The following is a 26,572-nucleotide window of genomic DNA, read 5'->3' as shown; positions in this document are numbered from 1 at the left end:
GGAGACGTCTTCAACGCCCGCGTAGCAATGAGGCAGACATGACCATCAATCTGAAAGTCCCCGATATCCGTGAGCTGAAGCCGCGGATCACCGTCATGGGTGTTGGCGGGGCCGGCGGCAACGCCGTCAACAACATGATTTCGGCGGGCCTGCAGGGCGTTGAATTCGTCGTCGCCAATACCGACGCGCAGGCGCTGACCTCGTCCAAGGCCGAGCGCATCATCCAGATGGGCGCGCAGGTGACCGAGGGTCTCGGTGCCGGATCGCAGCCGGAAGTTGGCCGCGCCGCCGCCGAGGAGGTGATCGACGAGATCCGCGATCATCTCAGCGGCGCGCATATGGTGTTCGTCACCGCCGGCATGGGCGGCGGGACGGGAACGGGAGCCGCGCCGGTCATCGCCAAGGTGGCGCGCGAGCTCGGCATCCTCACCGTCGGCGTTGTCACGAAGCCGTTTCAGTTTGAAGGCGACCGCCGCATGCGTTACGCGGAAGCCGGCATCGTCGAATTGCAGAAATATGTGGACACGCTGCTGGTCATCCCGAATCAGAATCTGTTCCGGGTCGCCAACGAGAAGACCACATTCGCTGACGCCTTCGCGATGGCGGACCAGGTGCTTTATTCGGGTGTCGCCTGCATCACCGATCTGATGGTGAAGGAAGGCCTGATCAATCTCGACTTCGCCGACGTCCGCGCCGTCATGCGCGAGATGGGCAAGGCGATGATGGGCACCGGCGAAGCCTCCGGCGAGAAGCGCGCCTCGACCGCCGCCGAAGCCGCCATCTCCAATCCGCTGATCGATGATTCGTCGATGAAGGGCGCGAAGGGTCTTCTCATCTCCATCACCGGCGGCAAGGACCTGACGCTGTACGAAGTCGACGAAGCCGCGACCCGCATCCGCGAGGAAGTCGACAAGGACGCCAACATCATTGTCGGCGCCACCTTCGACGAAAGCCTGGACGGCATCATCCGCGTGTCGGTTGTCGCCACCGGCATCGACAAGCCGAGCGTCCAGAAGGCGCCCGAGACCGTGCAGCGTGCGCGCACGGAGGCCGCCGCGCGCATCGCCGAGCGCACCCCGGAGCGCATCGAGCGGGCGGCACCGTCCACGCAGGCGCCGGCGGCGCGTCCGGCCGCACCGGCTGTCGAACAGGCCGCGACCGCGGCTGTCGCTGCAGCGCTGTCGCAGCCGATGCCGCAGCCGGTTTCAATCGACGACGTGACGCTGCGCGCCATGCCGCAGAAGCCGTCGCTTTTTGTCGAGCCGCCGGTTGAGACACCGCAGCGTGACATTCCGCCGGTTTTTGTGCCGCCGCAGCCCGAACGTGTCCTGCAGCGGCCGCGCATGCCGCGCATCGAGGAACTTCCGGCGCCGGCCCAGCGCCAGTTGCGCGCCCGTCAGGGCGAGCCGGTGGAAAGCGAGCATCCGGAAAAGCAGCGCATGACCCTGCTGCAGCGCCTCGCGGCGGCAGGTCTCGGCCGCAAGGTCGAGGAGCCGGCCCAGTCTGCCGAGCCGGCCATGCCGGCCATGCCTCCGGCTCCGCCCGCGTTCGAGCGAATGCCGCAGCGGCCGCCGGCACCGCGTCCGGCCAATCCCTCGCTGGAGAATCGGGGACCGGTTTCCGACTACGCTCCGCGCGCCCCGCAGGGCCAACCCCAGGGCCTCGACCAGCATGGCCGCCCGGCGCCTGTGCATAACCCGGCGGATGATGACCAGCTTGATATCCCGGCTTTCCTGCGCCGGCAGGCCAATTAACCAGCCATTTTGGATGGTTGCCACAATTCAAGACCCCGGACCGCAAGGGCCGGGGTTTTTGCTGCCTGGCCCGGTAAATTATTGAAATATTATGTGCTTTCACGGACCGGCAGGGTCTGTGGGATAGGCGTGGGCGGCCGCAACGTCTTGAGTTGCCGCATTTAATCGTCGCGCCCCTGAAATAAGGCAGGCCGGCGACCCGAATGCGGCCACTTGAAGGTAACAAACGGTAAAAAAGCGTGACTTTGTGGGTGACCGAACCGTGACTAAGGTTCTCACGTCTCAAGGGGTTTTCGCCTTGAACGGGGCCGGACGGGCGTAATCGCTCCCTCCGGGTTTTCTGGGCGAAAAGAAGACAACATCGATTGGGGTTCAATCTCGGGGGATTGCGCTGCGGTTTCTCTGGCAGCGTCCAGCCGAAAAGTTGCGGAACAAAGCGTATGAAAGCCGTCAGGCAAACCACGCTTCGCGAGCAGGCTGTCATTTCGGGTATCGGTGTGCATTCCGGCTTGCCGGTCACGCTGACGCTCAATCCGGCTGAAGCCAATACGGGAATCGTTTTTACTCGCACCGACGAATCAGGTCGCGAACGCGAAGTGCGCGCCGATTACCGCTCGGTGACCGCGACCGAACTCGCCACCGTTCTCGGCGACGCGTCAGGCATTCTCTGCTCCACCGCCGAGCATATTCTCGCCGCCTTGCGCGGTCTTGGCGTCGACAACCTCGTCATTGAGCTCGACGGTCCGGAAGTTCCGATCATGGACGGCAGCTCGGCGCCGTTCGTTGAGGCCATCGATCAGGCCGGAATTGTCACGCTGGCCGCCCCGCGCCGTTATATCGAGATCCTCAAGCCGGTGCGCGTGGCGCGCGGTGAGGCGTTCGGCGAATTTCGTCCCTACGCGCATGGCTTTCGTATCGAGATCGAGATCGATTTCGATACGCCGCTGATCGGCCACCAGATTTTCGACACCGACGTCACCGCCGACACGTTCCGCCGCGACCTGTCGCGCGCCCGCACCTTCGGTTTCATGAAGGACGTGTCGGCTTTGTGGAGCGCCGGCAAGGCGCTCGGCGCCTCCTTCGAGAACACGCTGGTACTGAGCGAGAACCGCATCCTGAACGCGGAGGGCCTGCGCTACGCCGATGAATTCGTGCGCCACAAGGCGCTCGACGCGGTCGGAGATCTGGCGCTGGCGGGTGCGCCGCTGCTCGGCGCCTACCGATCCTTCCGCGGCGGTCACAAGCTCAATCATTCGGTGCTGGTGGCGCTGATGTCCGATCCGTCCGCGTGGCGGCTGGTCGAGGCGGCGACCGAGGCTCCGCGCCGCATTCGCGGTCATGCCGATGTGGCAACCGGTTTGGTGGCTCCGGCCTATGGCCCGGAAGTGTCCTGAGGCCTAAGCCCTTAACCTTCCGCCTTATTCCCGGCCGATTGTCCGCACAAACCTTGCCTCGCCCGCTTGGGCCTTGGGGCTTTTTTGGGTATCTATGGCAACGGGAGAGGCCAGTCCGCCGACAGCCTCCGTTTGGGGAAATTGCAGTACATGACGGTGCGTGCGGCCAAGACCGTTTCGGCGACCTTTGGGGCGCGGATATCATCCGCTCTGCGCCGGAATCTGCTGGGCCTGCTGCTGATTGCGCTGGCCATCCCGCTCGCCGCCTGTGCCGGCAAGGACGACATCCAGATCCCCGACGATCCCGCCGACAAGCTCTACAATGAAGGTCTTTATCTTCTGAACCAGCGGCGCGACTACAAGGACGCCGCCAAGAAGTTCGAGGAGGTTGACCGCCAGCACCCGTATTCCGACTGGGCCCGCAAGGCGCTGATCATGCAGGCCTATGCCTATTACGAGGCAAAGGAATACGACGACTCGATCAATGCGGCGACCCGCTACGTCACGCTGCATCCCGGCAGCAACGACGCGGCTTACGCGCAATATCTCATCGCGTCGTCCTATTTCGACATGATTCCGGACGTCACCCGCGATCAGGCTCGCACCGAGAAAGCGATGGCCGCGCTCGATGAGGTGGTGCGCAAATATCCGAATTCCGAATACGCCAACGCGGCGAAGAAGAAGCTCGATGTTGCGCGCGACCAGTTGGCGGGGCGCGAAATGCTGGTCGGCCGCTATTATCTCGAGCGCAAGGATTTCATCGGTGCGATCAACCGCTTCAAGATCGTGGTGACGCAATATCAGACGACACGCCATGTCGAAGAGGCGCTGATGCGGCTGGCCGAGTGCTACATGGCGCTCGGCATCGTGCCGGAGGCGCAGACCGCCGCCGCCGTGCTCGGCCACAACTTCCCCGACAGCCGCTGGTATCAGGACGCCTACCGCCTGGTGAAGGGCGGAGGGGTCGAGCCGAGCGAGAACAAGGACTCCTGGATCAGCAAGCTGTTCAAGAAGCGCAGCGCGTGAGCGGCTTTCCCGAATCGTGTAATTTCCATTCGTTATTCGGGGCGCGCCGGAGGCGCCAGCCCAAAGTTCATACGTCTGGTCGGCAAGACTGACGCGTTGGCGTTCATCCCTCAGCAACAAATCCTTGCCAAAGTCGCGATGTTCTGCTTTTGTTCTTTTCGCGGCAGGCTGGGGGATTCGCGGCTGCGGGTCGTCGGGCACAGAGCCGCTCAGCCGAGGGCCTTGCTCATGCTGTCCCGTCTGTCCATTCGCGACATTGTCCTGATCGACAAGCTCGACCTTGAATTCGAGAAAGGACTGGCCGTGCTCACCGGCGAGACCGGGGCCGGCAAATCGATCCTGCTTGATGCCTTCGCCATGGCTTTGGGCGCACGCGGCGACGCGACGCTGGTGCGGCAGGGCGCCGAGCAGGGGCAGGTGACGGCGGTGTTCGATGTGCCGGCGCGCCATCCGGTCTGGAAGCTTCTGCGGGCGCAGGGCATCGAGACTGACGACGATCTTCTCATCTTGCGGCGGGTGCAGCTCGCCGACGGCAAGACCCGCGCCTTCGTCAACGATCAGCCGGTCAGTGTGCAGGCGCTGAAGAGTCTCGGTGCCGCTCTGGTCGAAATTCATGGCCAGCATGACGACCGGGCGCTTGTCGATGCCGCAACGCATCGCCAGTTGCTTGACGCCTATGCCGGTCTCGACAACGACGTGGCCAATATCGAGAAGCGCTGGGAGGCGCGCCGCGCCGCCACTGAGGCCGTCGAAGCGCATCGGCGCGAGATCGAACATGCGCAGCGTGAGGCCGACTATTTGCGCCACGCCGTGGCTGAACTGACCAGGCTCGCGCCGGAAGCAGGCGAGGAAACCGCGCTCGCCGCGCGCCGTGCCGCGATGATGCAGGCGGAGAAGATCGCCGGCGATCTGCAGGAGGCGCATGAGGCGGTCGCCGGCTCGGCGTCGCCGGTGCCGGCTTTTTCGGCCGCGGTGCGCCGCCTTGAGCGGCGCGGCACGCAAGCGCCGCAACTGGTAGAGCCCGCGGTGCGGGCGCTCGACATCGCGTTGCATGCGATCGAAGACGCGCGCAGCCATCTGGAAGCCGCCTTGCGTGCGGCCGATTTCGATCCGCACGAGCTTGAGCGTATCGAGGAGCGCCTGTTTGCCTTGCGCGCCGCAGGGCGCAAATACAACACGCCGGTCGACGAGCTTTCTGCGCTGGCGCAAAAATATGCCGACGCGCTGGCGCTGATCGATGCCGGGACCGAAAAGCTCGCCGCACTGGAAAAGGCCGCGCTGGAGGCCGACCAGATCTATTGCAGGGCTGCGGAGAAACTTTCGGCCGCGCGCAAGAAGGCCGCGGCAAGACTCGACAAGGCGGTGAATGCCGAGATCAGGCCGCTCAAGCTCGAACGCGCCGTGTTCACGACGCAGATCGACACCGATGCGGCAGCCGCCGGACCTTTCGGCATCGACCGTGTGGAGTTCTGGGTGCAGACCAATCCGGGCACACGGCCGGGCCCGTTGATGAAGGTCGCCTCGGGCGGCGAACTCGCGCGCTTCCTGCTCGCGCTCAAGGTGGTGCTGGCCGATCGCGGTTCGGCGCCGACGCTCATCTTCGACGAGATCGACACCGGCGTCGGCGGCGCGGTGGCGGACGCGATCGGAGCGCGGCTTGCGGCGCTTGCCGCACGCGTGCAGGTGATCGCCGTCACCCATGCGCCGCAGGTCGCGGCCCGCGCCGACCGCCATTACGTGATCGCCAAGGACGCGCTCGATCGCGGCAAGCGGGTGGCGACGCGCGTCAGCGCGGTCGCCGCCGAGCGCCGCCGCGAGGAGATCGCCCGCATGCTGGCGGGCGCCGAAATCACCAACGAGGCCCGCGCCGCGGCGGAGCGGCTGATTCAGCAGGCGGCTTAGCGCGCCGTCCTATTGCGGGCCGCCATATTTGCCGGGCCGCGTGCCGAACAGCTCGCAATGGACGCCGTCGGCGTAGCGGCAGTTTCGCTGCCGCTCGAATGTGACGATCAGCAGAAAGACGATGGCCAGCGCGCCCGCGAGGGCGATGTATTTCCAAGTTACCATCGTGTCTGCCTCGATCCGGATTGTTACCTGAATGGACAATGGTCGTCAGCGCCTTCAATCCGGTTCACAATGACGTATCCCCAGCAGGCTTGGTTGACGCTTGCGCGGGCGGCGACAAATGGGAGAAGGTCGCCCCCGGATCAGGAATTGCGAACGTGTCCCAAGCCGCCCCATTCACGCCAGTCGACAAGCTCACTGAGGAGCAGGCCGCAGCCGAACTGAAACGGCTCGCCAAGCTGATCGCCGAGCATGACAAGCGTTATTATCAGCAGGATGCGCCGACCATTTCGGATGCTGAATACGACGCGCTGCGCCAGCGCAACAACGAGATCGAAGCACGCTTCCCGGAACTCATCCGCAAGGATTCGCCCTCGCAGCGCGTCGGTGCGGCTCCCACCGGCAAGTTCAAGAAGGTGCGGCACGCGGTGCCGATGCTATCGCTCGACAACGCCTTTACCGACGAGGATGTCGCCGAATTCGCCGAGCGCGTGGTGCGCTTCCTAAAGCTGACGGAGGTACCGGCCTTCACCGCCGAGCCCAAGATCGACGGGCTGTCGCTGTCGCTGCGCTATGAGAAGGGCATTCTCGTCACCGGCGCGACGCGTGGCGACGGTGCCGAAGGCGAAGATGTCACCGCCAATGTCAAGACCCTGGACGACATTCCGGAGAAGCTGAAGGGCAGGAAACTCCCTGACATCGCCGAGGTGCGCGGCGAGGTCTACATGACGCACGACGATTTCCTGAAACTGAACCAGCGGCAGGCGGACCGGGGGGAGCCGGTCTACGCCAATCCGCGCAATTCCGCCGCGGGCTCTCTGCGCCAAAAGGATCCGAAGATCACCGCCTCGCGCAAGCTGAAATTCTTCGCTTATGGCTGGGGGCAGATGAGCGCCATGCTCGCCGACACGCAGACGGCGATGGTTGAATGGCTCGGCGATTGCGGCTTCCGTATCAATCCCCTGTTCAAGACCTGCACGAGCGTCGAGGCGATGCTCGCCTTCTACCGTGACATCGAAGCGCGCCGCGCCAAGCTCGGCTACGACATCGACGGCGTGGTCTACAAGCTCGACCGTCTCGACTGGCAGCAGCGGCTCGGGTTCATTTCGCGCTCGCCGCGCTGGGCGATCGCGCACAAATTCGCCGCCGAAAAGGCGACGACCATCGTCAAGGATATCGACATCCAGGTCGGCCGCACCGGCGCGCTGACGCCGGTGGCGAAACTCGAGCCGGTCACTGTCGGCGGCGTGGTGGTGCAGAACGCGACCCTGCACAATGAGGATGAGATCGCGCGCAAGGATGTGCGGATCGGCGACACCGTGACCATCCAGCGCGCCGGCGACGTGATCCCGCAGGTGCTTGGCGTGGTGCTGGAGAAACGTCCGAAGAATTCAAAACCCTACAAGTTCCCCGAGACCTGCCCGGTCTGCGGCAGCCATGCCGTGCGCGAGGAGGGCGAGGCGGTGCGACGCTGCACCGGCGGCCTGATCTGTCCGGCGCAGCAGGTGGAGCGGTTGCGGCATTTCGTGTCGCGCGACGCCTTCGACATCGAGGGGCTGGGCGAGAAGCAGGTCCAGGCTTTCTACGCCGACGGGCTGATCACGGAGCCCGCCGACATCTTCACGCTCGAGAAGCGCAACAAGCGCGCGAGCAAGAAGCTCGAAGAGCGCGAGGGCTATGGCGAAACCTCGGTGCGTAATCTGTTCGCCGCCATTGAAGAGCGGCGCAAGATTCCGCTCAACAAATTAATTTATGCGCTCGGCATCCGCCATGTCGGCGAGGGCAACGCCAAGTTGCTGGCGCGCCACTACCTCACGATCGATGCGTTCCTCGATGGCATGAAGGCGGCGGGGAAGGGCGAAGAGTCGGAAGCCTGGCAGGAACTGAACCATATCGGCGGCATCGGCGAGATCGTGGCCGAGGCTGTCGTCGAATTCTTCAAGGAGAAGAAGAATCGTGAAGCGCTTGCTCGTTTGCTCGAGGAGATCGAAGTCGAGCCGATGCCTCAGGCGAAGACGGATTCCCCCGTCGCCGGCAAGACCGTCGTCTTTACCGGGACGCTGGAAAAGATGACCCGCAACGAGGCGAAGGCGCAGGCGGAGCGGCTCGGCGCAAAAGTCTCCGGCTCGGTCTCGAAAAAGACGGATCTCGTCGTTGCCGGCCCCGGCGCTGGATCAAAGCTCACCGACGCGCAGAAATTCGGCGTGAGGGTGGTGAGCGAGGACGAATGGCTGGAGATGATCGGATAAGGTCTGATCATCTCGCACCGTTATCCTTTGAGGCTCGCCTGGCGCGTGCTTCAGGATGACGAAGCGTTGCCGACTAATCTCGTATACCCCACATCAACACCGCATAACTCCCGATCGCGGCGAGAACGATCAGCAAGATTGTGAACGCCATCGGCAATGCTGTCATCGAGCCGGCGACAATCCAGCTTGTGCCTTGTGCGGCCAGCGCACCGACCGCCATCTGCGCGCAGCCGACGATGCCCGAGGCGGTGCCCGCCGCCTGCGGCCGCACGCTGACGGCACCGGCGATCGCGCTCGGCAGCAGCGTGCCGTTGCCGAAGGAGACCAGGAATTGCGTCGGAAAGATCGTCGCCGGGCCGCCGAACGGGAACAGCCAGACGGCAAGGATCGTCACCAGAGCCCCGAGCAATTCGATGCCGAGCCCGGCGCGGATCATGGTGTCGATGCCGAAGCGCGGCGACAGATTGGCCGCGGCGAAATTGCCCAGCATGTATCCAAAGGCGGTGATAATGAACCAGGCGCCATAGGCGGCGGAGGATTCGCCCATCAGCTCGATCACCACATGCGGCGAGCCCCCGAGGAAGGCGAAGAAGGTAGCCGAGCCGAGCGTCGCAGCGAGCACATAGGCGTTGAAGGCGCGACTTTTGAACAGCGCGCGGGTTTCACGGACAAGAAAGCGCAAGCCGCCGCTGGTGACGTGGTCGGGCCGCGTCTCCTGCAGGCTGGTCCAGGACCAGAACAGCACCAGCAAGGCGTAGACGCCGACAAAGACGAAGGTGGCTTCCCAGCCGAAGGCGGTGTCGAGGATGCCGCCGATCAGCGGCGTGACCATCGGAGCCACCACCATCACGGTCGCGACCCATCCGATCATCGCGGCGGCGCGCTCGCGCTCATAGAGATCGCGGATGATGGCGCGGCCGATCACCAGCCCGGTGGAGGCGCCGAAAGCCTGGATCGTCCGGGCCAGAATGATCTCGCCGATGCTGGAGGCGAACAGCGCGACAAAGCTCGACACCACGGTGACGAGCAATCCGCAGAGCACCACAGGCCGGCGGCCGAAGCGGTCCGATAAGGGGCCAAGCGCAAGCTGCGACACCGCAAGTCCAAGGAGATACAGCGACACCGTGAGCTGCACCGTCGCCGGATCGGTCTTCAGCGTGGCGACGAGGCCGGGGGTTGCCGGCACCAGGATGTTCAGCGACAGCGGCCCGATCGCCGTCATCGCCATCAGCAAAGCGAGCAGCGGTCCCGCGCCTGTGCGCAGGCGCGCGGTATCGGCCGGCGGCTTGGGAGGAGTGGCGTCCACGAAAGTTCCAAAAAATCAGAGAAGCGGCTGCGTCATCGCCCGCAGCCAGGTTTCCGTCTGTTTATCAACCAGCGGTGCAATCGTCTCTGCAACGCGCGCATGATAATCGTCGAGCCATGCAATTTCGCCGATGGTCATCAGCGTCGGGTCAATCAGCCGCCGGTCGATGGGAGCCAAAGTCAGCGTCTCGAAGGTGTTGAGCTGTTTTTCCGCGCCCTCGATGGCGTCGGCTTCCACCACCAGAACGAGGTTCTCGATGCGGATTCCGTAGGCGCCGGTCTTGTAATAGCCGGGCTCGTTCGACAGGATCATGCCGCGCTTCAGCGGCGTCGCGCCGAGTTTGGAGATGCGCGCCGGCCCTTCATGCACCGACAGATAGCTGCCGACGCCGTGGCCGGTGCCGTGGTCGAAATCGAGCCCCGCCTGCCACAGATATTGCCGCGCGAATGAATCGAGCTGCGCGCCGGTGGTGCCGTCCGGAAAGATCGCCCGCGCGATGGCAATATGGCCCTTCAGCACCAGCGTGAAATGCGCCCGCATCTCTTCGCTCGGCGCGCCGACCGGCACCGTGCGGGTGATGTCGGTCGTGCCGTCCTCATATTGCGCGCCGGAATCGATCAGCATCAATTCGCCCGGCTGAACGCGGCGGTTGCTCCGCGCGGTGACGCGGTAATGCACAATGGCGCCGTTCGGCCCGGAGCCGGAAATGGTCGGGAAGGAAATGTCCTTGAGCAGACCCGTGTCGCGCCGGAAGCTTTCCAGTGCTTCCACGACGTCGATCTCGGTCAGCTTGCCGCTTGCCGCCTCGCGGTCGAACCAGGCGAGAAAGGAAATCACCGCCGCGCCGTCGCGGCGATGCGCGGCGTGCGCGCCGTCGATCTCGGCCGCATTCTTCACCGCCTTCATCTGCGTGATCGGGTCGGCGCCGCGCATGGGCTTGCCGCCGGCCTCGCTCACGATCCGCGTCAGTGCGTCGGCGGCGGTTGCCTGATCGATGCGGATGCTCTTGCCGCCCGCGCCGAGCGCGGCGAGATCGTCCGCCAGCCGCTCCGGCTCGCGCAGATCGGCGAGCTGTTCCAGCGCGTCACGCACCGCATTGGTCAGCTTGCGGCCGTCGACATAAAGCGCGGGCCGCCCGTCCTTGCCGACCAGCGCGAAGGACAGCGGCAGCGGCGTATGTGCGACGTCCGAGCCGCGGATGTTGAACAGCCAGGCGACGTTATGCGGGTCCGACACCAGCAGCGCGTCGGCGCGCGCCTTGCCGATGTCGTCCTGCACACGCGCAATCTTGGCCGCGGCCTCCTCCCCGGCATAGCGCGCAGGATGCAGCGTCACCGGTCCGAGCGGCGGCTCCGGCCGGTCCGACCAGATCGCATCGATGGGATCGGGATCGAGCGGCACCAGCGATGCGCCGGCCGCGGCGCAGGCTTTCGCCAGCCGCTCGGCGCCTTCGGCGGTGTGCAGCCAGGGATCATAGCCGAGCTTGCTGCCGGCCGGCAGGTTGCGCTCGATCCAGACCGACGGCGGCGTTTCCACCAGATGTTCAATGGCGAAGATCGCGGTGTCGATTTCCTCGCGCGCCTGCAGCGTATAACGCCCGTCGACAAACAGAACGGCTCGGTCCGCCAGCACGATGGCGGCGCCCGCGGAGCCGGTGAAGCCGGTGAGCCAGGCCAGCCGCTCCTCCGCCGGGGGCACATATTCGTTCTGGTGGCGGTCGGCGCGCGGCAGGATGAAGCCGTCGACCCCTCGCGCCTTCAGCGCGGCGCGCAGGGTGGCAATGCGGGGGGCGGTCGCGCCGGCGTCGGCGCGGTCGTCAAAGCTCTGGAATCGGGCTTGGAACATCGGCCGACTGTAGGGGTGGGAATTGGGGCCGGCAAACCGGCCATCGCCCGTCCGCATAACATCTGCCCGGACCTTGTGCGACGCGAAATTGGCCCCGAGCCAGGATTCATCAAACTGGATGAAGCAGGCCATTTGTTTCCGGAATATGAAGCATTTATGCGGCTTTATCGTCCCCGCCATGCGCTTTTGACGCTTCTTGTGCAATGCAAAAAGATCGATCTATATTGCAATGCAGAAAGTCTGGAGGACCGACCCGGAGTGTCCGCCGATTTCCTGAAGGAGACACACCATGGCTGCAATCACCTATGGCGCCGCACCGACCGCCAGTACCGTCACCGCCAAACCGTCGACCACGATCTGGACGCGGCTTTGGAATGCCTTCGTCGAGGCGCGGACGCGTCAGGCGATCCGCGAAATCTCCCTGCACCGGCATCTGATGCCGGCCGAATTCGAAGAGCTGTTGAAGCGCAATCAGCCGAAAATCAATCCGTAACAAGAGGTCGGCGTTTCCGGCCGTTCCTGGCGTTCTCAAACACGTGCCCTCAAAAATGCCCCGGTCTCGGCCGGGGCATTTTGCTGTCAGCGGCCGCGCTGCATGGTCAGCGTCACCCAGCCATGGATCAGATAGCGGCGGCGCAGGCGTAGGCCCTGCATGCGATAGGCCGCAATCACCGCATTGGCATGGGCGGGCAGAAGGCCGGACAGAATGATCACGCCCTGCGGCGCCAGCGATCTGGCGAGCGGTGTCGCCATGCGTTTCAGCGGCGAGGCGAGGATATTGGCGAAGATCAGGCTGTGCTGGCCGCTGCGGCGGAAACGGCCGTGCATCGCGCCGGCAGCGGCGAACAGCGTGACATAGGATGCAACGCGGTTGTGCCGCACGTTCTCACGCGCCACCCGCACCGCAATGGGATCGATGTCGCTCGCCAGAACTTTTCGGCGCAGCGCCCGCGCCGCCGCGATGGCGAGCACGCCGGTGCCGGTGCCGATGTCGAGGATATCGTCTTTTCCTCTTTCCTTGTGGGGCAGGGCGGCTCCGAGCGGAGCGAGGAGCCGGGTCACACGCTTCGCCTTCCTGCGCTTCAGCAAATCGTCAAACGCCAGCAAGCACCCCTTTGTCGTCCCGTGATGTCCCGTTCCGAACGCCAGCGCCGCCTCGATCTCGATGGCGATGCGATTGACCGGCGCGTAGGCACGATCATGCGCGCCATGCAACAGAAAGCGCCCCGCCGACACCGGCGCGAGGCCTTTGAGGCTCGCCGCCACCCAGTCCTTGGGCTGCAGCGTTTCGAAAATCAGCGATTGCGCGATCTGCGTGTCGGCCTGTCGCGCCAGCAGCGCGCGGAATGCGGCTTCATCGGGCGCATGCTCGAACACGAATTCGACAGCCCATTGCCGGGCGGCCTCGTCGGCTTCGAACGCCGACACCGCGACTTCATCCGCCGGCAGGATCTCCGCCATGACGTCGGAAAGGCGCCGGGCGGTGGCTTCGTCGGTGGTCAGCCGGGCGATGGTTGTTGGCGGATGCGGGGGCAGGGTGGTCATTGCGGATTGCGGCAAGGCCGAGGCGGGATTGTCCACCTGAATCCCAGGCGGGAACTCACAGGGCGGCCTTCGTTCTTCACATATCGCGGCGGCGGTGTCTTGGGCGCTTTTTCAACAGGCTGTGCACAGCCGCGGTCCCGCAATTGGCTCATATTTTCGCGCCGGGCCCGCGATTCACCCCGTAATTATCGACATCATCGGTTTGCGTTTTTCCGGGGCAGCGGCGAACCCGGAATGAACCCCTGCATTGGCCGCCGGAAATACCTACATGCAGCCCTGCCGGGGCCTCGGTCTCGCCCCGAACAGGTCGCAGGATACAGAACAATGTCGAAGCCTCTGGTCGTGTCGATTCCGCACTCCCTCGGCAAGGAGGAAGCCTTGCGCCGTTTGCGGCCGGGCCTTTCGCGCGCGGCGGCGTCGTTTCCGGCGATTGCGGTGGATGAGGAACGCTGGGACGGCGATCGGATGAATTTCCGCGTGCGCGCGCTGGGGCAGGCGGCGTCCGGAACCGTGGATGTGGCCGAGGATCAGATTCGCCTCGAAGTGACGCTGCCCTGGCTGCTGCAAAAATTTGCGGAGGTCACGCAGGCCGCGATCAAGGCGCGCGGGCAATTGCTGCTGGAGAAGAAGACGTGAGCGTCGAGAGCCGGCCCGATCCCAGGTACGATTTCCATGCGCTGCTGCACCGCTTCGAGGAGCGGCTGCCGGGATTCTGTATGCGCTCCTCGCGCTGGCTGCGCCGGCCGAACGTCTGGATGGTGCGCTACCCGGTTGCCGTCTTCCTTGTGCTCGGCGGCATATTCAGCTTTCTGCCGGTCCTCGGACTGTGGATGCTGCCGCTTGGGCTGCTGCTGATCGCGGTCGACTGGCCGCCTTTGCGCCCGCCGCTCGCGCGCCTGCTGCACTGGCTTGAGCGCAAATGGCCGCCGAAAACGCGTGAGCCCTGACATTTCGGCCGCTGCGTTGGCTGTCATCTGATCTCCTCACCAGCTATGCTTCTGCCAGAAATGCGCCGTGCCCTGCTGACGCGGAGATGGCCATGCATTCCAAAAGTCCTGATCGGCGAAAATTCCTGGCCGGCGCTTGCGCCGTGGCTCTGGCCGGTTTGCCTCACGCGCGCGCGCAGGCAAGCGCAGGCGCGGAGCCAACCGGCGCGGCGCTGAAGATTGTCGACTTTCACAATCATTTCGTCGGGCCGGCCTTCAAGTCGATCGCCGGAGCTGCCGCGCCGGCCGCGCTGAAAGCCTATTTCGAACGCGTCAATCGTGATCTGTCGGATGCGCAGGCGTTGCTGTCGTCGATTGAGAAAGCCGGCATTGCCGCGCGCGTGGTGAACACCCCGCTCGAATTTCTGCAGAATGCCGATGAGGACGTGCCGGCCGACCTGCCTTCCCGAATCAATGATGCGCTTGCCGAACTCATCGGCCGCCATCCCGGACAGCTACACGGATTGGCGACGGTCGATGCCTATAGTGGCGATGCCGGTGCGCGCGAATTGACCCGCGCCGTGCGCGAACTCAACCTGCGCGGCGTATTTGTGGCAAGCGCAAAACGCGATCTGTTTCTCGATGCGCCGCAGGCACGGCCGACACTCGCGGCTGCCGCCGCCTTGGGCGTGCCTGTTTTCGTGCATCCGGTCACCGACGCACAACTGCGCAAACGCTTCGCGGCCTATGGCCGGCTGGGCAACACCTTCAACCGCGGCACGATCAATGCCGCGGCGCTGATCGCGCTGTTTGAAAGCGGCACCTTCGACGACCTGCCCGGTTTGCGCGTCGTCGTCACCACGCTTGCCATCGGCGGCATTCTGCTGGCAGCCGGGCTGGTGCAAGGCCGCGGTCGCTCGATGCGGCGCGACGCGCCCCAGCTGAGCCGCCGCCATGTCTATATCGACACCATGGGATTGCAGCCGGCGCTGATCCGCAGCGCCGTGGAGCTTCTCGGCGCCGATCACGTTCTCGCCGGCACCGATTGGCCGATCTTCACCGAGTCATCGGTCGCGCAGCGGCTGCAGGAGGCGCTGACTTCCTGCGGCCTGAGCGCGGCCGAACAGCAGATGGTAGCCGGCGGCAACGCGCTGAAGCTGATGGGTCTCGCGTAACGCTGGCGCTTGGCCTTTTCTGAATGACGCGCGGTTGTTGCTGCGATTATTACGCGCCGGCCTCACTCACCTCCAGCGCGCCATCTCCTCCTGCGTCGGCATGCGTCCGTCCGGCGTCATTTGGTCAACCGCCTGCGGCAGCACCTGCGCCAGTCCCGACAGCAATTCCTCGCGCGGCACGCCGAGCTGCCGCACCAGCGTGTTGATGGTGTCGGCGCCGAACGTTTCCTCGATCTCGGATGGCGAGATCGGCTTGTTGTCGCTCCGGTCGACCCAGGAACGCGCCTGCTCGCCATGTCCGGATTGATCGAATTGCTGCAGCAATCCGCCGAGCCCCGCACCGAGCAGACCAGCGAGCGCTCCACCTCCGGCTCCGTGCAACAGATCGGAGAAAGGATCGCCTTGCGGACCGCCCGCGCCCATCACGCGCATGCCACCCGGCCGTCCACCGCCGAGAATGTCGCCGAGGATATCGCCAAGCCCGCCGCCCGGCTGGCCGCCGCGCCCGGATGGCCGTCCGCCGCCAAGGATGTCGCCGAGAATGTCGTCCAGTCCGCCGCGGCCCGGCCCGCCCGGTTGCGACTGACCGCCGCGGCCGCGCCCGCCGCCCAGAATGTCGCCGAGGATGTCGCCGAGTCCGCCGCCAAGTCCGCCGCCGGCACCTGGATCGCGCCGGTAATCGGGCATGCGGTTCATGGCTTCGGTCAGATCGCGGAAGCCGCCGTCAGTGGCGTCGCGCGAAGACGGCGCCGGATTTGGCGTGGGCTGCTGCGTCTCTTGCTGCGAGGGAGCGGGACTGTCGGCCCGTCGTCCCGAGGGCGCGGGCATCGGCTCGGGCGCGCCGCGCCCTTGCGTGCTCTGGTACATCTTCCAAAGCATCAACGCGATCAGCGCCAGGTTGATCTTCGAGACATTGCCGTTTTCATCGCGGCCGAGAATGACGTCAAGCACGCCCATGGCAGCCTCCTGCAACGAAAAAAAGCGGTCCAGCAAATGGCACAATCAAGGCAGCAGGGTGACAGCGTCAGTGCGTCGGATCGACGTCGCTGAACAAAACCACGCCGGCGAGATGTGTCACCCGGCTGCCGCCGTCGAACAACGGCAGAATGAGACGCTCGAACAGCGCCGGCCGTTCGTCGCGCAACGGGGCGCGCGCATATTCGTAGACCGGCGCTTCCTTTTCCACGCAGATGCCATAGCTGCTGCGCAGCGAACCGAACATCTCGATCGCGTCATCGAGGACAGTGGTGCCGACCAGCGGCTGACCGTGGCGCGCGATCAGCGCCTTGCCGACCGACACCAGGCGAAAGCACGTGTCCTCCACCGCCGCGACGAACACATGATCGGCGAGACCCTCGCCATCAAATGAGAATGTCTCGACCGACGGCAGATGCGGCTGATCGAGCAGCGACGCGCGCCAGCGTTGATAAAGACGTTTGAGGGCGGACGAGCGGATATGACGATCCAGATCCTGCAGCTTTGCGTCGCGTGTCGCTGCCATCGCGCCGCCACGCGTCGGGCCCGGAAAATCGCCTTGATGCATGTTATTAATACCGAGAAAGGTCCTCTCATCCCGTGGTTGCAGGATGGGTGCAATGCACATCTGCGTGAAAAGATGGCAGACAGGCGCGAACGCGTGTGTAACTCTTGCTTGCATTGTTAGATTCGCCGTTTTCCACACACGCCCAAACCACCTGATCCAAGCCGCCCGCATCCGCAAAGATTTTTCCGAAACGTGACCTCGCCACCGCTGCCATCCCGTTCTGGTGCCTTATTTGAACTGATCCGTGCCGGCGAACTTCAACCGGCCTCGGCCGCTGTGGGGCGCGATGACGGCTAACGATGTCGATTTCGACAGGGCCGATCTCGCCGCCGCGATGAGCGGATTGACGGGCGACCAAATCGACGCGCTTCCCTTCGGCGTCATCGCCATCGACCGCTTCGGCACCGTTCTGCTCTGTAACCGCACCGAGCTCGCGCAGTCGGGCTATACGGGACGCGGCCCGGTCGGGCAGGATTTTTTCAAGATCGGCAGTTTTGGCGGCAAGGCGTTTCGCAACCGCATCGAAGAAGCGCGGCAGCTCGGCAAGGTCGATCTCGAAATAGGCTGGTTCGGCGACTATTCCGATCCCGGCCGCTCGCTGCGCATCCGCGTGCAATCCGGCGCCGGCGGGCGGCTGTGGCTGTTCATTCAGCGCGATCCGGATGGCGATGTGAGCTGCGGCCCGAATGGCGAACGCAATGATTCAGGCCGCCGTTGCCCCAAGGCGGACGGCTAGCGCTGGCGTGCGAGTAAGCGACTGCGCACAATTTGATCGGATATTGGCCAACCCCTCCGTAACCCCCCTTAGGGGCATTATCCGAATTTTTCTGAAACCTCAGCCACGGTATCCGTAACTAAGCGGAATCTTTTCGCAATTGAAGGAGGCTGAAGATGAGGCAGCTTTATTTCCATTGCGCCAGCCGTGGCGAGACGCAGGTGGTGGATCGTGCGGGAACATCCGTCAATGATCTGATCGAGGCGCGCGACTACGCCGTGCAAATCATGCAATCGCTGATCGGCAGTCCCAACCTCGAGGATTGGCGCGACTGGATTTTGATTGTCAGCGATACGCAGGGCTGCGAGATTTTCGCGGTTCCCTTCTCGTCGATGCTGGGCAAGCCGCATTGAAAAGGGAGGGTCGCCATGCCGAGCGTGATGCTCATGCGGCCACGACGTTCCATCCGGGTGGACGCGATCCGCACATTCTGGTCCGAACTGCGCCGCACAATTTTCGATCCCTATCGGCCCGAACGGCACTACATGCGCGGGCCGGGCCCGAAGTGGCGCGCTCTGCATAATCACGCGCACCCGCACAATCACAAATGAGCGAATGACATGCCTTTCCGGCGCTGCACCATACATGGGTGCGGTCGGCTGTCGCTTGTCAGCAACCGGCGAAAGGAGCATCCTCAACACGTACTTTTGAGCAGTCCGGAATTATCGGTTGCACTGCCCGAAGGCCCGTCCGTTGAAAGGACGCGCCGGAATGGAAATGACCCGCAGAAGAGGGTCTCGAGCGGCATGTCCGCTCACGTACCGATACGGAGGACATCCATGGAAAGCCAGAAGCCTCATCGCAGGCTGTCGCGCCGCGATGCGATCAAGACGGCGACTGCCGCAGGCGTCGCTGCAAGTATCGGCCCGTTCTTCCATGTCACACCAGCAAGGGCCGCCAAGACACTGAAGATTCTGCAATGGAGCCACTTCGTCCCCGGCTATTGACCTGCCTCCGGTTTTCTGGACTGCGCTAAGCTGGAAAATTCCAGTTTTGCGGCAACGGCCGGAGGACGGAGCGAACCATGAAGAGATCGAAGTTTTCGGAGGCGCAGATTGCCTTCGTGCTGAAGCAGGCGGAGGACGGCACCGCGATCGGCGAAGTCTGCCGGAAGGCAGGGATCTCCGAAGCCACGTTCTACAACTGGCGTAAGAAGTATGCCGGTCTGATGCCCTCGGAGATGAAGCGCCTGCGTCAGCTCGAGGATGAGAACGGCAAGCTCAAGAAGCTGGTCGCCGACCTGTCGCTTGATCGCGCCATGCTGCAGGATGTTCTTCGCCGCAAACTATGAAGCCTGCCCGGCGTCGGCAGTTGGTCGATCATGCGCGATCGACCTGGAAGGTCTCGATCCGTCGCGCCTGTTCAGTCCTGGTGACGGAGCCCTCGACCTACCACTACAAGAGCCGCCGCGCTGGGCAGGCGCCCCTTTGCCACCGGATGAAGGAGATCGCCGCAACACGGGTGCGCTACGGCTACCGGCGGATTCATGTGCTGCTGCGGCGTGAGGGCTGGCCGGTGAACGCCAAGCGCGTCTATCGGCTGTATCGCGAGATGGGCCTGCAATTGCGCAACAAAACGCCCAGGCGCCGGGTCAAGGCCAGGCTGCGAGACGACCGTCAGCCAGCGACCCGCTCGAACGAGATCTGGGCGATGGACTTCGTGCACGATCAACTCGCCACCGGCCGCAAGTTGCGCGTGCTCACCATCGTGGACACGTTCTCCCGGTTTTCGCCGGCGACGGAAGTGCGCTTCAACTTTCGCGGTGCCGATGTTGTCGAGGTGCTTGAACGTGTCGGCCGCCAGCTTGGCTATCCAAAGGCCATCCGGGTCGACCAGGGCAGCGAGTTCGTCTCGCGCGATCTCGATCTCTGGGCCTACCAGCGTGACGTCACGCTCGACTTCTCCCGGCCAGGCAAGCCCACCGACAACGCATTCATCGAGTCGTTCAACGGCAAGTTCCGGAGCGAGTGTCTGAACGCACACTGGTTCATGAGCCTCGACGATGCGCAGCGAAAATGCGAGGCTTGGCGTAGACACTACAACGAGGAGCGACCACACAGCGCGATCGGCAACCGACCGCCGATCGACGTGCTGAATCGATCAGCGGCGCACGGCCCGCCACTGGTCGAACAGGCTGGAAATTCCCCAGCCGCGTGATCCAAAGACGGGGTGCAGCTCACTATGACCGGTGGTTCAACAACACCTACACCAAGGAATGGGGCAAGAAGAACGACACCGAGGTGATCGTCGACAACATCAATCTCGCGCTTCTGGAGTCGCGCGCCGCAGCGGAGGTGTCGGCGCAGAAGGGCCACGACCTGTTCATGTTCCTCATGCCGCCTTCGGTATTCGAGGATCAGGTCGTGCCCATGAACGAGGTCTACACCGAGTGCGAAAAGATGAACGGCAAGGCGATCGATCTCGGGATCAAGAGCACTTATAACCCGAAGACCAAGAGATATTTCGCCTTCTCCGACAGCTATGTGCCGGACCCGGTGAACTACCGCACCGATCTCTGGGGTGACATCGGCATGAAGCCGGACACCTGGGAGGACATCCGTGTCGGCGGCAAGAAGATCAAGGAGAAGACTCGCATTCCGGTGGGCATCGGTCTTTCCGCCGAGATCGATACCGGCGTGGCCATGCGGGCCATCATGTATTCGTTCGGCGCGCATGAGCAGGATGAGGCCGGAAACCTCACCATCAATTCCAAGAACACGCTGGAGGCGCTGCGCTTTGTCAAGGGATTGTTTGAGGACTGCATGACGGCCGAGGTGCTCGCCTGGGATGCTTCCTCCAACAACCGGCAGATGCTCGCCGGCCGTTCCTCGCTTGTGCTCAACGCCATTTCGGTGACGCGCACCGGCGAGAACCAGAAGATGTCGATTCACGAGAAGATCGCCGTTGCGAAGGCCGCCAAGGGTCCGGTGCGCCGCATGGGCCTCGAGCACGTGATGGATTGCTATGTGATCTGGAAATTCTCGGAGAATATCCCGGGCGCACAGAAATTCCTGGTCGATTACATTGGCAACTTCAAGGAAGCCTTCACGGCCAGCGAGTTCTACAATTTCCCGTGCTTCCCGCAGACCGTGCCGGACCTCAAGCAGCTCATCTCCAACGACAAGAAGGCGGTGCCGCCGGACAAGTATGCGGTGCTTGAGGACGTGCTCGATTGGGCGACCAACATTGGCTATCCCGGCTACTCCACCGCGCCCATTTCCGACACGTACCAGACATGGCTGCTCAATACTGCTTTCGCCGAGGCGGCAACCGGCGCGGAGACGCCCGAAGATGCCTTGAAGAAACTCGACACCAAGATGAAGGCGATCTGGGGCAAATGGAGAGAGCGGGGGATGATCTGATCGTTCTCCCCTGAATCTTCGGCGGGGTCCGGCCTCGGGCCGGGCCCCGTTTGGCGCCGACTTTGATAAGGCCGAGGGACAACCATGGCGACGGTCGAGGCACGGCACATATCGAAGCATTTCGACGAGGTGCACGCGGTCGATGGCATTGACCTCCTCGCACGCGAAGGTGAATTCCTTGTCCTGCTTGGCCCCTCTGGTTGCGGCAAGACAACGCTGATGCGGCTGATCGCGGGTCTCGAGCAGCCGACCGCGGGCGACATCGTCATCGATGGCCACGTCGTCACCGACCTGCCGCCGCGCGCCCGCAACATCGCCATGGTGTTCCAGAGCTACGCGCTCTATCCGCATCTGACCGTCGAGAAGAATATTTCCTTTCCGTTGCGCGCGATCGGCATGCCGAAAGACGCCATCCGCAAGAAAGTGGAATGGGCGGCGCGCATGTTCGGCATCGAGCGTTTCCTCGACCGCAAGCCGCGCCAGCTCTCCGGCGGCGAGCGCCAGCGCGTCGCGCTCGCGCGCGCGGTGGTGCGTGAGCCCGTGGTGTTCCTGCTCGACGAGCCCCTGTCCAATCTCGACGCCAAGCTGCGCAATTCGGCGCGCGACGAGCTCAAGCAGTTCCAGCGCAATCTTTCGACCACCACGATCTACGTCACCCATGACCAGGCGGAAGCCATGGGCCTCGGCGACCGCATCGCCGTGCTCAATCAGGGCAAGGTGATCCAGATCGGCACGCCGCACGAGATTTACGGCAAGCCGACGGACACCTTCGTTGCCACTTTCATCGGTTCGCCGCCGATGAACCTCGTCGCCGACGACTCCTCTTATGTCGGCTTTCGGCCTGAGGCATTCCTGCCGCGCGAGGTCGGCAATTCGGAGGACAGCGTCGCCTTTCCCTTCCGCGTCACCCGCGTCGAATATCTCGGCGCCGACCGTCTGGTTTATGGCGTGCTTGAAGGCCGCGCGCCCGACGCGCACGTGATCTCCAAACTGCCGAACAACATCCGCGCCGAAGTCGCAGCAGGTGAGCGCTACGACTTCGTGGTGCACAAGGGCGAGATCCAGCGCTTCGATCGCAACACTGGCCGCCGCATCGACGGGGGCGGGCGATGACGACCGCGATCGGTGGTACTATCGCCGCAAGGGCGGGCTGGCGCACGCGCATCGTCGACAACGAGCGCGTGTTGTGGCGCCTGATGCTCTCCCCAGCGATCCTCTACATCGTGCTGCTCGTCGGCTTCCCGTTCTTTCTCTCGCTGTTCTACAGCGTCTCCGATGTCACCGTCGGCAGTCGTGGCATGGCGTTTGTTGGACTTGAGAATTTCCGCCGTGTTCTGGCGACCGACACGTTCTGGACCGCGCTCTGGAACACGCTCATCTTCACCATCGTCTCGCAGTTCTTTGTTCTCGTGTTCGCCAACATCCTGGCGATGGCGCTGTCTGGAAATTTCCGCGGCAAGTGGTTGGTGCGCCTTCTGATCCTGCTGCCCTGGGTCGCCCCGATCTCGCTCGGCGCGATCGGCTGGCTGTGGATCTACGATTCGATCTATTCGGTGATCAACTGGACCGGGCAGGCCTTGCGTATCCTCGGGCCGAACGACTGGCCGATCTGGCTCGGCCAGCCCAATCTCGCGATGGCCTCGATTATCATCGTGCAGATCTGGCGCATCGTGCCGCTTGCGACCGTCATCCTGCTCGCCGGCCTCACCTCGATCCCGCAGGACATCTACGACGCGGCGGCGGTTGACGGCGCTGGCTTCTGGCGCCGCACGTTTCAGATCACGTTCCCGTTGTTGATGCCGATCACGCTCGTCGCCGTGCTGTTCGGCATCGTCTTCACCTTCACCGACATGATCGTGGTGTTCGTTCTGACCCGCGGCGGCCCCTATGACCAGACACAAGTGCTCGCGACCTGGGCCTTCTTCACCGGCATTCAGGGCGGCGATCTCGCCGGCGGGGCGGCGGTGTCGCTCTTCCTTTTCCCGGTGCTGGTGGCGGTGGCCATTGTGTTCCTGTTGCTCGCGCGGCGTTCTGAGGTGACGTGATGACGCGCCGTCCGCTCAAGCTCGCGCGCATCGCCCAGGCCGGCGGCCATGCCGGTATCCTGGTCTTTTTCATCACCTTCCTCGCATTTCCGTTCTATTGGATGCTGATGACGACGTTCAAGACGACGATCGACCTGCACGACGTCAGCAAGAACCCGTTTCTGTTCAATGAGCCGCCAACCCTCGAACATCTCGAGGTGTTGTTTCGCGACACGCAATACCTGCAATGGCTGATCAATACCGGCGCGGTCGGGATTGCGGTCGTTCTCATCACGCTCATCCTGGCGGTACCGGCGGGTTATGCGCTCGCGCGCATGACCGGGCCGTGGGCGCAGACGCTCGGGATTGCGATCTTCCTGACCTATCTCGTGCCGCCGACCATCCTGTTCATCCCCTTCGCGCGCATCATCGCCGTTCTCGGCCTGCAGGATTCGCTGTGGTCGCTGGTACTCGTCTATCCGAGCTTCACGGTGCCGTTCTGCACCTGGCTCTTGATGGGCTTCTTCAAGGCGATCCCGCGCGATCTGGAGGATGCCGCCATGATCGACGGGCTCTCGCGCTTCGGCGCCTTCATCAAGGTGGTGATGCCGATTTCGTTTGCCGGCGTGCTCACCGCGATCATCTTCGCCTTTACCCTCGTGACTCAGGAATTCGTCTATGGCGTCACCTTCATTACCTCGGCATCGAGCTACACTGTCAGCGTCGGCGTGCCGACCTTCCTCGTGCGCGGCGATGTCTATTTCTGGGGCTCGATGATGGGCGCCTGCCTGATCGCGAGCGTGCCGATCGCGATCATCTACAATGTCTTCGTCGACCGTTTCGTCGCGGGGTTTACGGTGGGGGCGGTGAAGTAGACGCGGCGCCTGCCGCGCAGTGCAAAAGGTTGACAAGGTCGATGCTCATGCCGGGCAAAATCATCTCCGAAGTTGAGCGCGAGCTGCATGAGATCAACGGACGGCTCGATCTTCTGTTCACCTTGCGCGAGGAGTTCGCGCAATGGCTGGAAGAGGCGCAGGACAACTCCAAGCGCGAAGCCTTGGAAAATGTGCTGGGACATATCGAGGCGCTGGAAAGCGAGTACCGGACCCGCCAGGAGGCGCTGCGCAAGAAGACATGATGGAACTGTGGGGCGTCATTGCCGCCCGGAATTGCGTCGCCGGACAGGGGGAGCGCGCGCAGCGGCGGTTGAAGTAGAACACTTCACCAAAAATCCGTAAGCCTACACGATTTCCAAGTTTGGTCGCGCACGCAACCCGTCCTTCGGCGCTGTGCGCGCCGCAAACGGTTCAGCATCGCACCGAACGCTGCGATCAGGCCCGCGCCATGCGCGCCCAGATCATCTGCGTCCATTCGGACAGGCTCTTGCGATCGGCCATGGCGCGCACGCGCCGCGCGACGGTGCGGGCGTTGATGACGGCGCCGTAATGGCAATCGCAGAACAGATGATGCGCCTGATGCCCGGACAGGCCGAAGAAGGTCATGGCGTCGCCGAGCCGGTCGCCGGCCAGTCCCTCGCGGCGCAGGACATCGTCCTGGAAGGCGAGGGCGAGCGGCGAGAATTCGCCGCGCAATTGCCGCCGCGCATGCATCGGCAGGTCTTCGATCCGGGTCAACAGCCGCATCGGGCCGTCGTATGTTTCGAGCACGTCGGCGAAGCGGCGCAGGCGTTCCCGGCGCACCTCGCGCGACGGCGGAGAGGGCAGGTGTGTGACCGTTGCGACTTGCGTGACTTCATTGAGGGTTCTGTGGCGCATGGACTATCTCCCACGAGTTTACCCCCCCCCTTGACACAAGACCGATCCAATCTCCCGATTCGGCTTCCTTATATTTGGTCTGTTCGCGTGTTTTGATCTGTTCGCTGTCGTTCAGTTCCATCCATAGCCGTAGCCGCGGCGCTCATAATACATCTGCGGTCCGCGATAGGGCTGCACATAACGCGGGCGGCCGTAATCGTCATAGTAATACGGGCGACGCTGCGCGTAATAGGGATCGTAGCGTGGATCGTAACGCGGCTGGCCGGCATAGGGATCCGGATAACGGCTGTCGCGGTCGCGATATTGATATTGCTGGCCGGGCGCGGGATAGGACGGGCCCTGCTGATCGGCGTAAGGAGTGATGTTCTGCGGCGCTCCGCGCGCAATCTCGTCCGTCGGCGCGCGGCGCTGCACCTGGCCGCCAATCGCGACCTTCACATTGTTCAGCCCCTCCGCCCTCACCATGTTGAACAGCGTCTCCGCATTCGGCGGCGCCAGCCGCACGCAACCGGCGGAGGCGGCGGTGCCGAGCTTCTTCACGTCGAAGCTGCCATGGATGGCGTGGCCCTGCTTGGTGAAGAAGACGGAATTCGGCATCGGCGCGTCGTCCCATTCGCGCGAGAAATGATCTTTCTCCATGCGAAAGGGCGTGTAGCGGCCGGATGGCGTGTCGTGGCCGGCGCGCCCGGTGGAGACCGGCCAGACATAGAGCTGCGCGCCGTCGCGCGTCACCGTCATGCGCTGCGTGGTCTTGTCGATTTCGATGAAAAGATCGGCGCGGGCAAAGGGAGCGCTGAGCGTGAGGCCGCTCACGGCGATCGCGGCGGCAAGAAGGCGGAAGCGCGGACGCATGATGTCACAATTCTGCAATGACCGCCCCCTCGCAGCGATCTGAGCATAGCGGCGGGACTTTAGAAAGGCGCGCAAGGGCAAGGACGGGTCAAAACCGCGTGTGATCGGCCATTAACGTAAAACGCGCCGGCCGCGACCGGCGGCGGGCGGAACATCGCACCGCGTGCGGCGTTGATGCTTGCGTGCCCCCGACGCAAGGTCCTGCGCCACTTGCAGCAAGGACCTTCAAGTCGAAGGCAGCAACCTCATCCTCCCTTGCGCTGCGCGCTTGCCCCCAGCGCGCAGCGCAGACTGAGCGTCCGGCTGTTCCCCCGCGCAGCCGGGCTTTTTTGCGCCGCCCTGCACGCAGCTTGCGCAAATGCGGAACGACGTCCTTGCGCGCCTGTTGGTCAAGGGCAGGACGAGGACACACGGCATGACACGCATCGCACGCGCCTATCTGCCCGCGGGCAGCGCAAAATCCCCGAGCGCAAATCGCACGATCACAGCTCTCACGATTGCAAGTGTGATGGTTGCAAGCCTGATCATCGCGAGCGTCTCAAGTCCCGCGCTGGCGCAAGGCTCCTCCTCTTCCGGCACATCCTCTTCGCCCGGCGCATCCGGCGCGGCGCCGGGCCAGCAGCAGAACCAGAACCGCACGCGCGGTTCGTCCGGCTTCGCGCCGGGGCAGGAGATGCAGCAGCAGCCCGGCAGCCAGAACGTGCCCGGCGGCGCCTCCAGCTTCGCGCCCGGCCAGCAGGGCACGGTCGGCCAGAGCCCCGGCCGCAACACCGACCTGCCCGGAGAGGGCAGCCGCCGGCTGGATGCGCCGAGCCGCTGACATCTGGAACGCTCGCATCTGCTGGAACGTCCGCCGCGGCGCTGCGTTACGGCTTCGTCAACAGGCGACAGGCAATTCGACCGGAAACGACGGCACCGGGCCGCCGCGCAGCAGTCACCGGCCGACGGGCGCGCTCT

At 64.0% G+C, this 26,572-nt stretch carries 28 protein-coding genes; 20 read left to right on the top strand and 8 right to left on the bottom strand.

Going from position 1 to position 26,572, the window contains the following annotated elements; translation table 11 throughout:
• The first annotated feature begins 38 nt into the window (after positions 1-38).
• From ftsZ to recN, 4 genes are all read left to right on the top strand, one after another.
• Positions 39-1,754, top strand: a complete 1,716-nt coding sequence (gene ftsZ / locus RO009_23740) for a cell division protein FtsZ (GenBank protein MDT3688043.1) — start codon at positions 39-41, stop codon at positions 1,752-1,754.
• A gap of 440 nt (positions 1,755-2,194) precedes the next feature.
• Complete coding sequence (gene lpxC / locus RO009_23735) at positions 2,195-3,148, top strand: UDP-3-O-acyl-N-acetylglucosamine deacetylase (GenBank protein MDT3688042.1); 954 nt, start codon at positions 2,195-2,197, stop codon at positions 3,146-3,148.
• A gap of 150 nt (positions 3,149-3,298) precedes the next feature.
• Positions 3,299-4,174 (top strand): outer membrane protein assembly factor BamD, encoded by an 876-nt coding sequence (locus tag RO009_23730; GenBank protein MDT3688041.1) that lies wholly within the window; start codon positions 3,299-3,301, stop codon positions 4,172-4,174.
• A gap of 228 nt (positions 4,175-4,402) precedes the next feature.
• Positions 4,403-6,076, top strand: coding sequence for a DNA repair protein RecN (recN, locus tag RO009_23725; protein ID MDT3688040.1), 1,674 nt, complete (start codon positions 4,403-4,405; stop codon positions 6,074-6,076).
• A gap of 9 nt (positions 6,077-6,085) precedes the next feature.
• On the opposite strand, the gene RO009_23720 is transcribed toward recN, so the two are convergent.
• Entirely contained in the window at positions 6,086-6,241 is a 156-nt protein-coding gene (locus tag RO009_23720; GenBank protein MDT3688039.1) for a hypothetical protein, read from the bottom strand.
• Between the two features lie 155 nt (positions 6,242-6,396).
• Here RO009_23720 and ligA point away from each other — a divergent pair, with 155 nt between their 5' ends.
• Entirely contained in the window at positions 6,397-8,487 is a 2,091-nt protein-coding gene (ligA, locus tag RO009_23715) for an NAD-dependent DNA ligase LigA (protein ID MDT3688038.1), read from the top strand.
• Positions 8,488-8,560: 73 nt separating this feature from the next.
• Here ligA and RO009_23710 read toward each other — a convergent pair whose 3' ends face one another.
• Together RO009_23710 and RO009_23705 are read right to left on the bottom strand one after the other, a co-directional pair.
• Positions 8,561-9,793: a multidrug effflux MFS transporter gene (locus tag RO009_23710; GenBank protein ID MDT3688037.1), complete on the bottom strand. Its 1,233-nt coding sequence runs from the start codon at positions 9,791-9,793 to the stop codon at positions 8,561-8,563.
• A 15-nt stretch (positions 9,794-9,808) separates the two neighbouring features.
• Positions 9,809-11,638 carry an aminopeptidase P family protein gene (locus RO009_23705; protein ID MDT3688036.1) on the bottom strand — a complete coding sequence of 610 codons (1,830 nt, stop codon included), beginning with the start codon at positions 11,636-11,638 and terminating at the stop codon, positions 9,809-9,811.
• Between the two features lie 289 nt (positions 11,639-11,927).
• Between RO009_23705 and RO009_23700 the strand changes: the two genes are divergently transcribed.
• Positions 11,928-12,131, top strand: a complete 204-nt coding sequence (locus RO009_23700; GenBank protein ID MDT3688035.1) for a hypothetical protein — start codon at positions 11,928-11,930, stop codon at positions 12,129-12,131.
• 86 nt (positions 12,132-12,217) lie between these two features.
• Here the strand turns inward: RO009_23700 and RO009_23695 are convergent, their stop codons facing one another.
• The gene (locus RO009_23695; protein MDT3688034.1) at positions 12,218-13,183 is read right to left on the bottom strand and encodes a 50S ribosomal protein L11 methyltransferase; all 966 of its coding nucleotides are present in this window, start codon (positions 13,181-13,183) and stop codon (positions 12,218-12,220) included.
• 324 nt (positions 13,184-13,507) lie between these two features.
• On the opposite strand from RO009_23695, the gene RO009_23690 reads away from it, so the two are divergent.
• From RO009_23690 to RO009_23680, 3 genes are all read left to right on the top strand, one after another.
• A complete protein-coding gene (locus RO009_23690; GenBank protein ID MDT3688033.1) occupies positions 13,508-13,819 on the top strand; it encodes a polyhydroxyalkanoic acid system family protein in 312 nt (103 codons plus the stop codon).
• Between the two features lie 41 nt (positions 13,820-13,860).
• On the top strand, positions 13,861-14,130 hold the full coding sequence (locus RO009_23685; GenBank protein ID MDT3688032.1) for a hypothetical protein: 270 nt from the start codon (positions 13,861-13,863) through the stop codon (positions 14,128-14,130).
• A gap of 92 nt (positions 14,131-14,222) precedes the next feature.
• On the top strand, positions 14,223-15,284 hold the full coding sequence (locus RO009_23680; GenBank protein MDT3688031.1) for an amidohydrolase family protein: 1,062 nt from the start codon (positions 14,223-14,225) through the stop codon (positions 15,282-15,284).
• Positions 15,285-15,350: 66 nt separating this feature from the next.
• On the opposite strand, the gene RO009_23675 is transcribed toward RO009_23680, so the two are convergent.
• Both RO009_23675 and RO009_23670 read right to left on the bottom strand, forming a co-directional pair.
• A complete protein-coding gene (locus RO009_23675) occupies positions 15,351-16,241 on the bottom strand; it encodes a YidB family protein (protein MDT3688030.1) in 891 nt (296 codons plus the stop codon).
• Positions 16,242-16,308: 67 nt separating this feature from the next.
• The gene (locus RO009_23670) at positions 16,309-16,785 is read right to left on the bottom strand and encodes a hypothetical protein (protein MDT3688029.1); all 477 of its coding nucleotides are present in this window, start codon (positions 16,783-16,785) and stop codon (positions 16,309-16,311) included.
• Positions 16,786-17,113: 328 nt separating this feature from the next.
• On the opposite strand from RO009_23670, the gene RO009_23665 reads away from it, so the two are divergent.
• The 10 genes from RO009_23665 (at position 17,114) to RO009_23620 (ending at position 24,126) form a co-directional block, all read left to right on the top strand.
• Positions 17,114-17,563 (top strand): hypothetical protein, encoded by a 450-nt coding sequence (locus RO009_23665; protein ID MDT3688028.1) that lies wholly within the window; start codon positions 17,114-17,116, stop codon positions 17,561-17,563.
• A 155-nt stretch (positions 17,564-17,718) separates the two neighbouring features.
• Positions 17,719-17,955: a hypothetical protein gene (locus RO009_23660; protein MDT3688027.1), complete on the top strand. Its 237-nt coding sequence runs from the start codon at positions 17,719-17,721 to the stop codon at positions 17,953-17,955.
• Positions 17,956-17,970: 15 nt separating this feature from the next.
• The gene (locus RO009_23655; GenBank protein ID MDT3688026.1) at positions 17,971-18,153 is read left to right on the top strand and encodes a hypothetical protein; all 183 of its coding nucleotides are present in this window, start codon (positions 17,971-17,973) and stop codon (positions 18,151-18,153) included.
• 228 nt (positions 18,154-18,381) lie between these two features.
• Positions 18,382-18,549, top strand: a complete 168-nt coding sequence (locus RO009_23650) for a twin-arginine translocation signal domain-containing protein (GenBank protein MDT3688025.1) — start codon at positions 18,382-18,384, stop codon at positions 18,547-18,549.
• A 77-nt stretch (positions 18,550-18,626) separates the two neighbouring features.
• Positions 18,627-19,759, top strand: a protein-coding gene (locus RO009_23645; GenBank protein MDT3688024.1) for an IS3 family transposase whose coding sequence is annotated in 2 segments (ribosomal slippage) — positions 18,627-18,888 and positions 18,888-19,759 — 1,134 coding nt in all. Because the reading frame shifts where the segments join, the coding sequence is not laid out codon by codon here.
• The gene (locus RO009_23640) at positions 19,756-20,964 is read left to right on the top strand and encodes a carbohydrate ABC transporter substrate-binding protein (protein ID MDT3688023.1); all 1,209 of its coding nucleotides are present in this window, start codon (positions 19,756-19,758) and stop codon (positions 20,962-20,964) included. Before RO009_23645 ends, RO009_23640 begins: the two co-directional genes overlap by 4 nt.
• 84 nt (positions 20,965-21,048) lie before the next feature.
• Entirely contained in the window at positions 21,049-22,077 is a 1,029-nt protein-coding gene (locus RO009_23635) for an ABC transporter ATP-binding protein (GenBank protein MDT3688022.1), read from the top strand.
• Positions 22,074-23,009 carry a sugar ABC transporter permease gene (locus RO009_23630; GenBank protein ID MDT3688021.1) on the top strand — a complete coding sequence of 312 codons (936 nt, stop codon included), beginning with the start codon at positions 22,074-22,076 and terminating at the stop codon, positions 23,007-23,009. The genes RO009_23635 and RO009_23630 overlap by 4 nt, the downstream gene beginning before the upstream one ends.
• Entirely contained in the window at positions 23,009-23,863 is an 855-nt protein-coding gene (locus tag RO009_23625; GenBank protein MDT3688020.1) for a carbohydrate ABC transporter permease, read from the top strand. The genes RO009_23630 and RO009_23625 overlap by 1 nt, the downstream gene beginning before the upstream one ends.
• Before the next feature lie 47 nt (positions 23,864-23,910).
• Positions 23,911-24,126 carry a hypothetical protein gene (locus tag RO009_23620; GenBank protein ID MDT3688019.1) on the top strand — a complete coding sequence of 72 codons (216 nt, stop codon included), beginning with the start codon at positions 23,911-23,913 and terminating at the stop codon, positions 24,124-24,126.
• A 193-nt stretch (positions 24,127-24,319) separates the two neighbouring features.
• Here RO009_23620 and RO009_23615 read toward each other — a convergent pair whose 3' ends face one another.
• Positions 24,320-24,763: a hypothetical protein gene (locus tag RO009_23615; GenBank protein MDT3688018.1), complete on the bottom strand. Its 444-nt coding sequence runs from the start codon at positions 24,761-24,763 to the stop codon at positions 24,320-24,322.
• Between the two features lie 111 nt (positions 24,764-24,874).
• On the bottom strand, positions 24,875-25,615 hold the full coding sequence (locus RO009_23610; GenBank protein MDT3688017.1) for a L,D-transpeptidase: 741 nt from the start codon (positions 25,613-25,615) through the stop codon (positions 24,875-24,877).
• Positions 25,616-26,030: 415 nt separating this feature from the next.
• Between RO009_23610 and RO009_23605 the strand changes: the two genes are divergently transcribed.
• A complete protein-coding gene (locus RO009_23605) occupies positions 26,031-26,435 on the top strand; it encodes a hypothetical protein (protein ID MDT3688016.1) in 405 nt (134 codons plus the stop codon).
• Positions 26,436-26,572 lie beyond the last annotated feature (137 nt).

This window comes from Pseudorhodoplanes sp. (assembly GCA_032027085.1).
In the GTDB taxonomy this organism is placed as follows: domain Bacteria; phylum Pseudomonadota; class Alphaproteobacteria; order Rhizobiales; family Xanthobacteraceae; genus Pseudorhodoplanes.
This window is presented reverse-complemented; position numbering and strand designations above follow the sequence as displayed.

Coding starts and splice junctions, on each gene's coding strand:
- RO009_23695 (MDT3688034.1), bottom strand. CDS start 13,183: ATGACCACCCTGCCCCCGCATCCGCCAACAACCATCGCCCGGCTGACC.
- RO009_23675 (MDT3688030.1), bottom strand. CDS start 16,241: ATGGGCGTGCTTGACGTCATTCTCGGCCGCGATGAAAACGGCAATGTC.
- RO009_23605 (MDT3688016.1), top strand. CDS start 26,031: ATGACACGCATCGCACGCGCCTATCTGCCCGCGGGCAGCGCAAAATCC.
- RO009_23635 (MDT3688022.1), top strand. CDS start 21,049: ATGGCGACGGTCGAGGCACGGCACATATCGAAGCATTTCGACGAGGTG.
- RO009_23665 (MDT3688028.1), top strand. CDS start 17,114: ATGACGGCTAACGATGTCGATTTCGACAGGGCCGATCTCGCCGCCGCG.
- RO009_23705 (MDT3688036.1), bottom strand. CDS start 11,638: ATGTTCCAAGCCCGATTCCAGAGCTTTGACGACCGCGCCGACGCCGGC.
- RO009_23655 (MDT3688026.1), top strand. CDS start 17,971: ATGCCGAGCGTGATGCTCATGCGGCCACGACGTTCCATCCGGGTGGAC.
- RO009_23610 (MDT3688017.1), bottom strand. CDS start 25,615: ATGCGTCCGCGCTTCCGCCTTCTTGCCGCCGCGATCGCCGTGAGCGGC.
- RO009_23680 (MDT3688031.1), top strand. CDS start 14,223: ATGCATTCCAAAAGTCCTGATCGGCGAAAATTCCTGGCCGGCGCTTGC.
- RO009_23625 (MDT3688020.1), top strand. CDS start 23,009: ATGACGCGCCGTCCGCTCAAGCTCGCGCGCATCGCCCAGGCCGGCGGC.
- RO009_23660 (MDT3688027.1), top strand. CDS start 17,719: ATGAGGCAGCTTTATTTCCATTGCGCCAGCCGTGGCGAGACGCAGGTG.
- RO009_23670 (MDT3688029.1), bottom strand. CDS start 16,785: ATGGCAGCGACACGCGACGCAAAGCTGCAGGATCTGGATCGTCATATC.
- RO009_23650 (MDT3688025.1), top strand. CDS start 18,382: ATGGAAAGCCAGAAGCCTCATCGCAGGCTGTCGCGCCGCGATGCGATC.
- RO009_23690 (MDT3688033.1), top strand. CDS start 13,508: ATGTCGAAGCCTCTGGTCGTGTCGATTCCGCACTCCCTCGGCAAGGAG.
- ftsZ (MDT3688043.1), top strand. CDS start 39: ATGACCATCAATCTGAAAGTCCCCGATATCCGTGAGCTGAAGCCGCGG.
- RO009_23615 (MDT3688018.1), bottom strand. CDS start 24,763: ATGCGCCACAGAACCCTCAATGAAGTCACGCAAGTCGCAACGGTCACA.
- recN (MDT3688040.1), top strand. CDS start 4,403: ATGCTGTCCCGTCTGTCCATTCGCGACATTGTCCTGATCGACAAGCTC.
- RO009_23720 (MDT3688039.1), bottom strand. CDS start 6,241: ATGGTAACTTGGAAATACATCGCCCTCGCGGGCGCGCTGGCCATCGTC.
- RO009_23730 (MDT3688041.1), top strand. CDS start 3,299: ATGACGGTGCGTGCGGCCAAGACCGTTTCGGCGACCTTTGGGGCGCGG.
- lpxC (MDT3688042.1), top strand. CDS start 2,195: ATGAAAGCCGTCAGGCAAACCACGCTTCGCGAGCAGGCTGTCATTTCG.
- RO009_23630 (MDT3688021.1), top strand. CDS start 22,074: ATGACGACCGCGATCGGTGGTACTATCGCCGCAAGGGCGGGCTGGCGC.
- RO009_23700 (MDT3688035.1), top strand. CDS start 11,928: ATGGCTGCAATCACCTATGGCGCCGCACCGACCGCCAGTACCGTCACC.
- RO009_23620 (MDT3688019.1), top strand. CDS start 23,911: ATGCCGGGCAAAATCATCTCCGAAGTTGAGCGCGAGCTGCATGAGATC.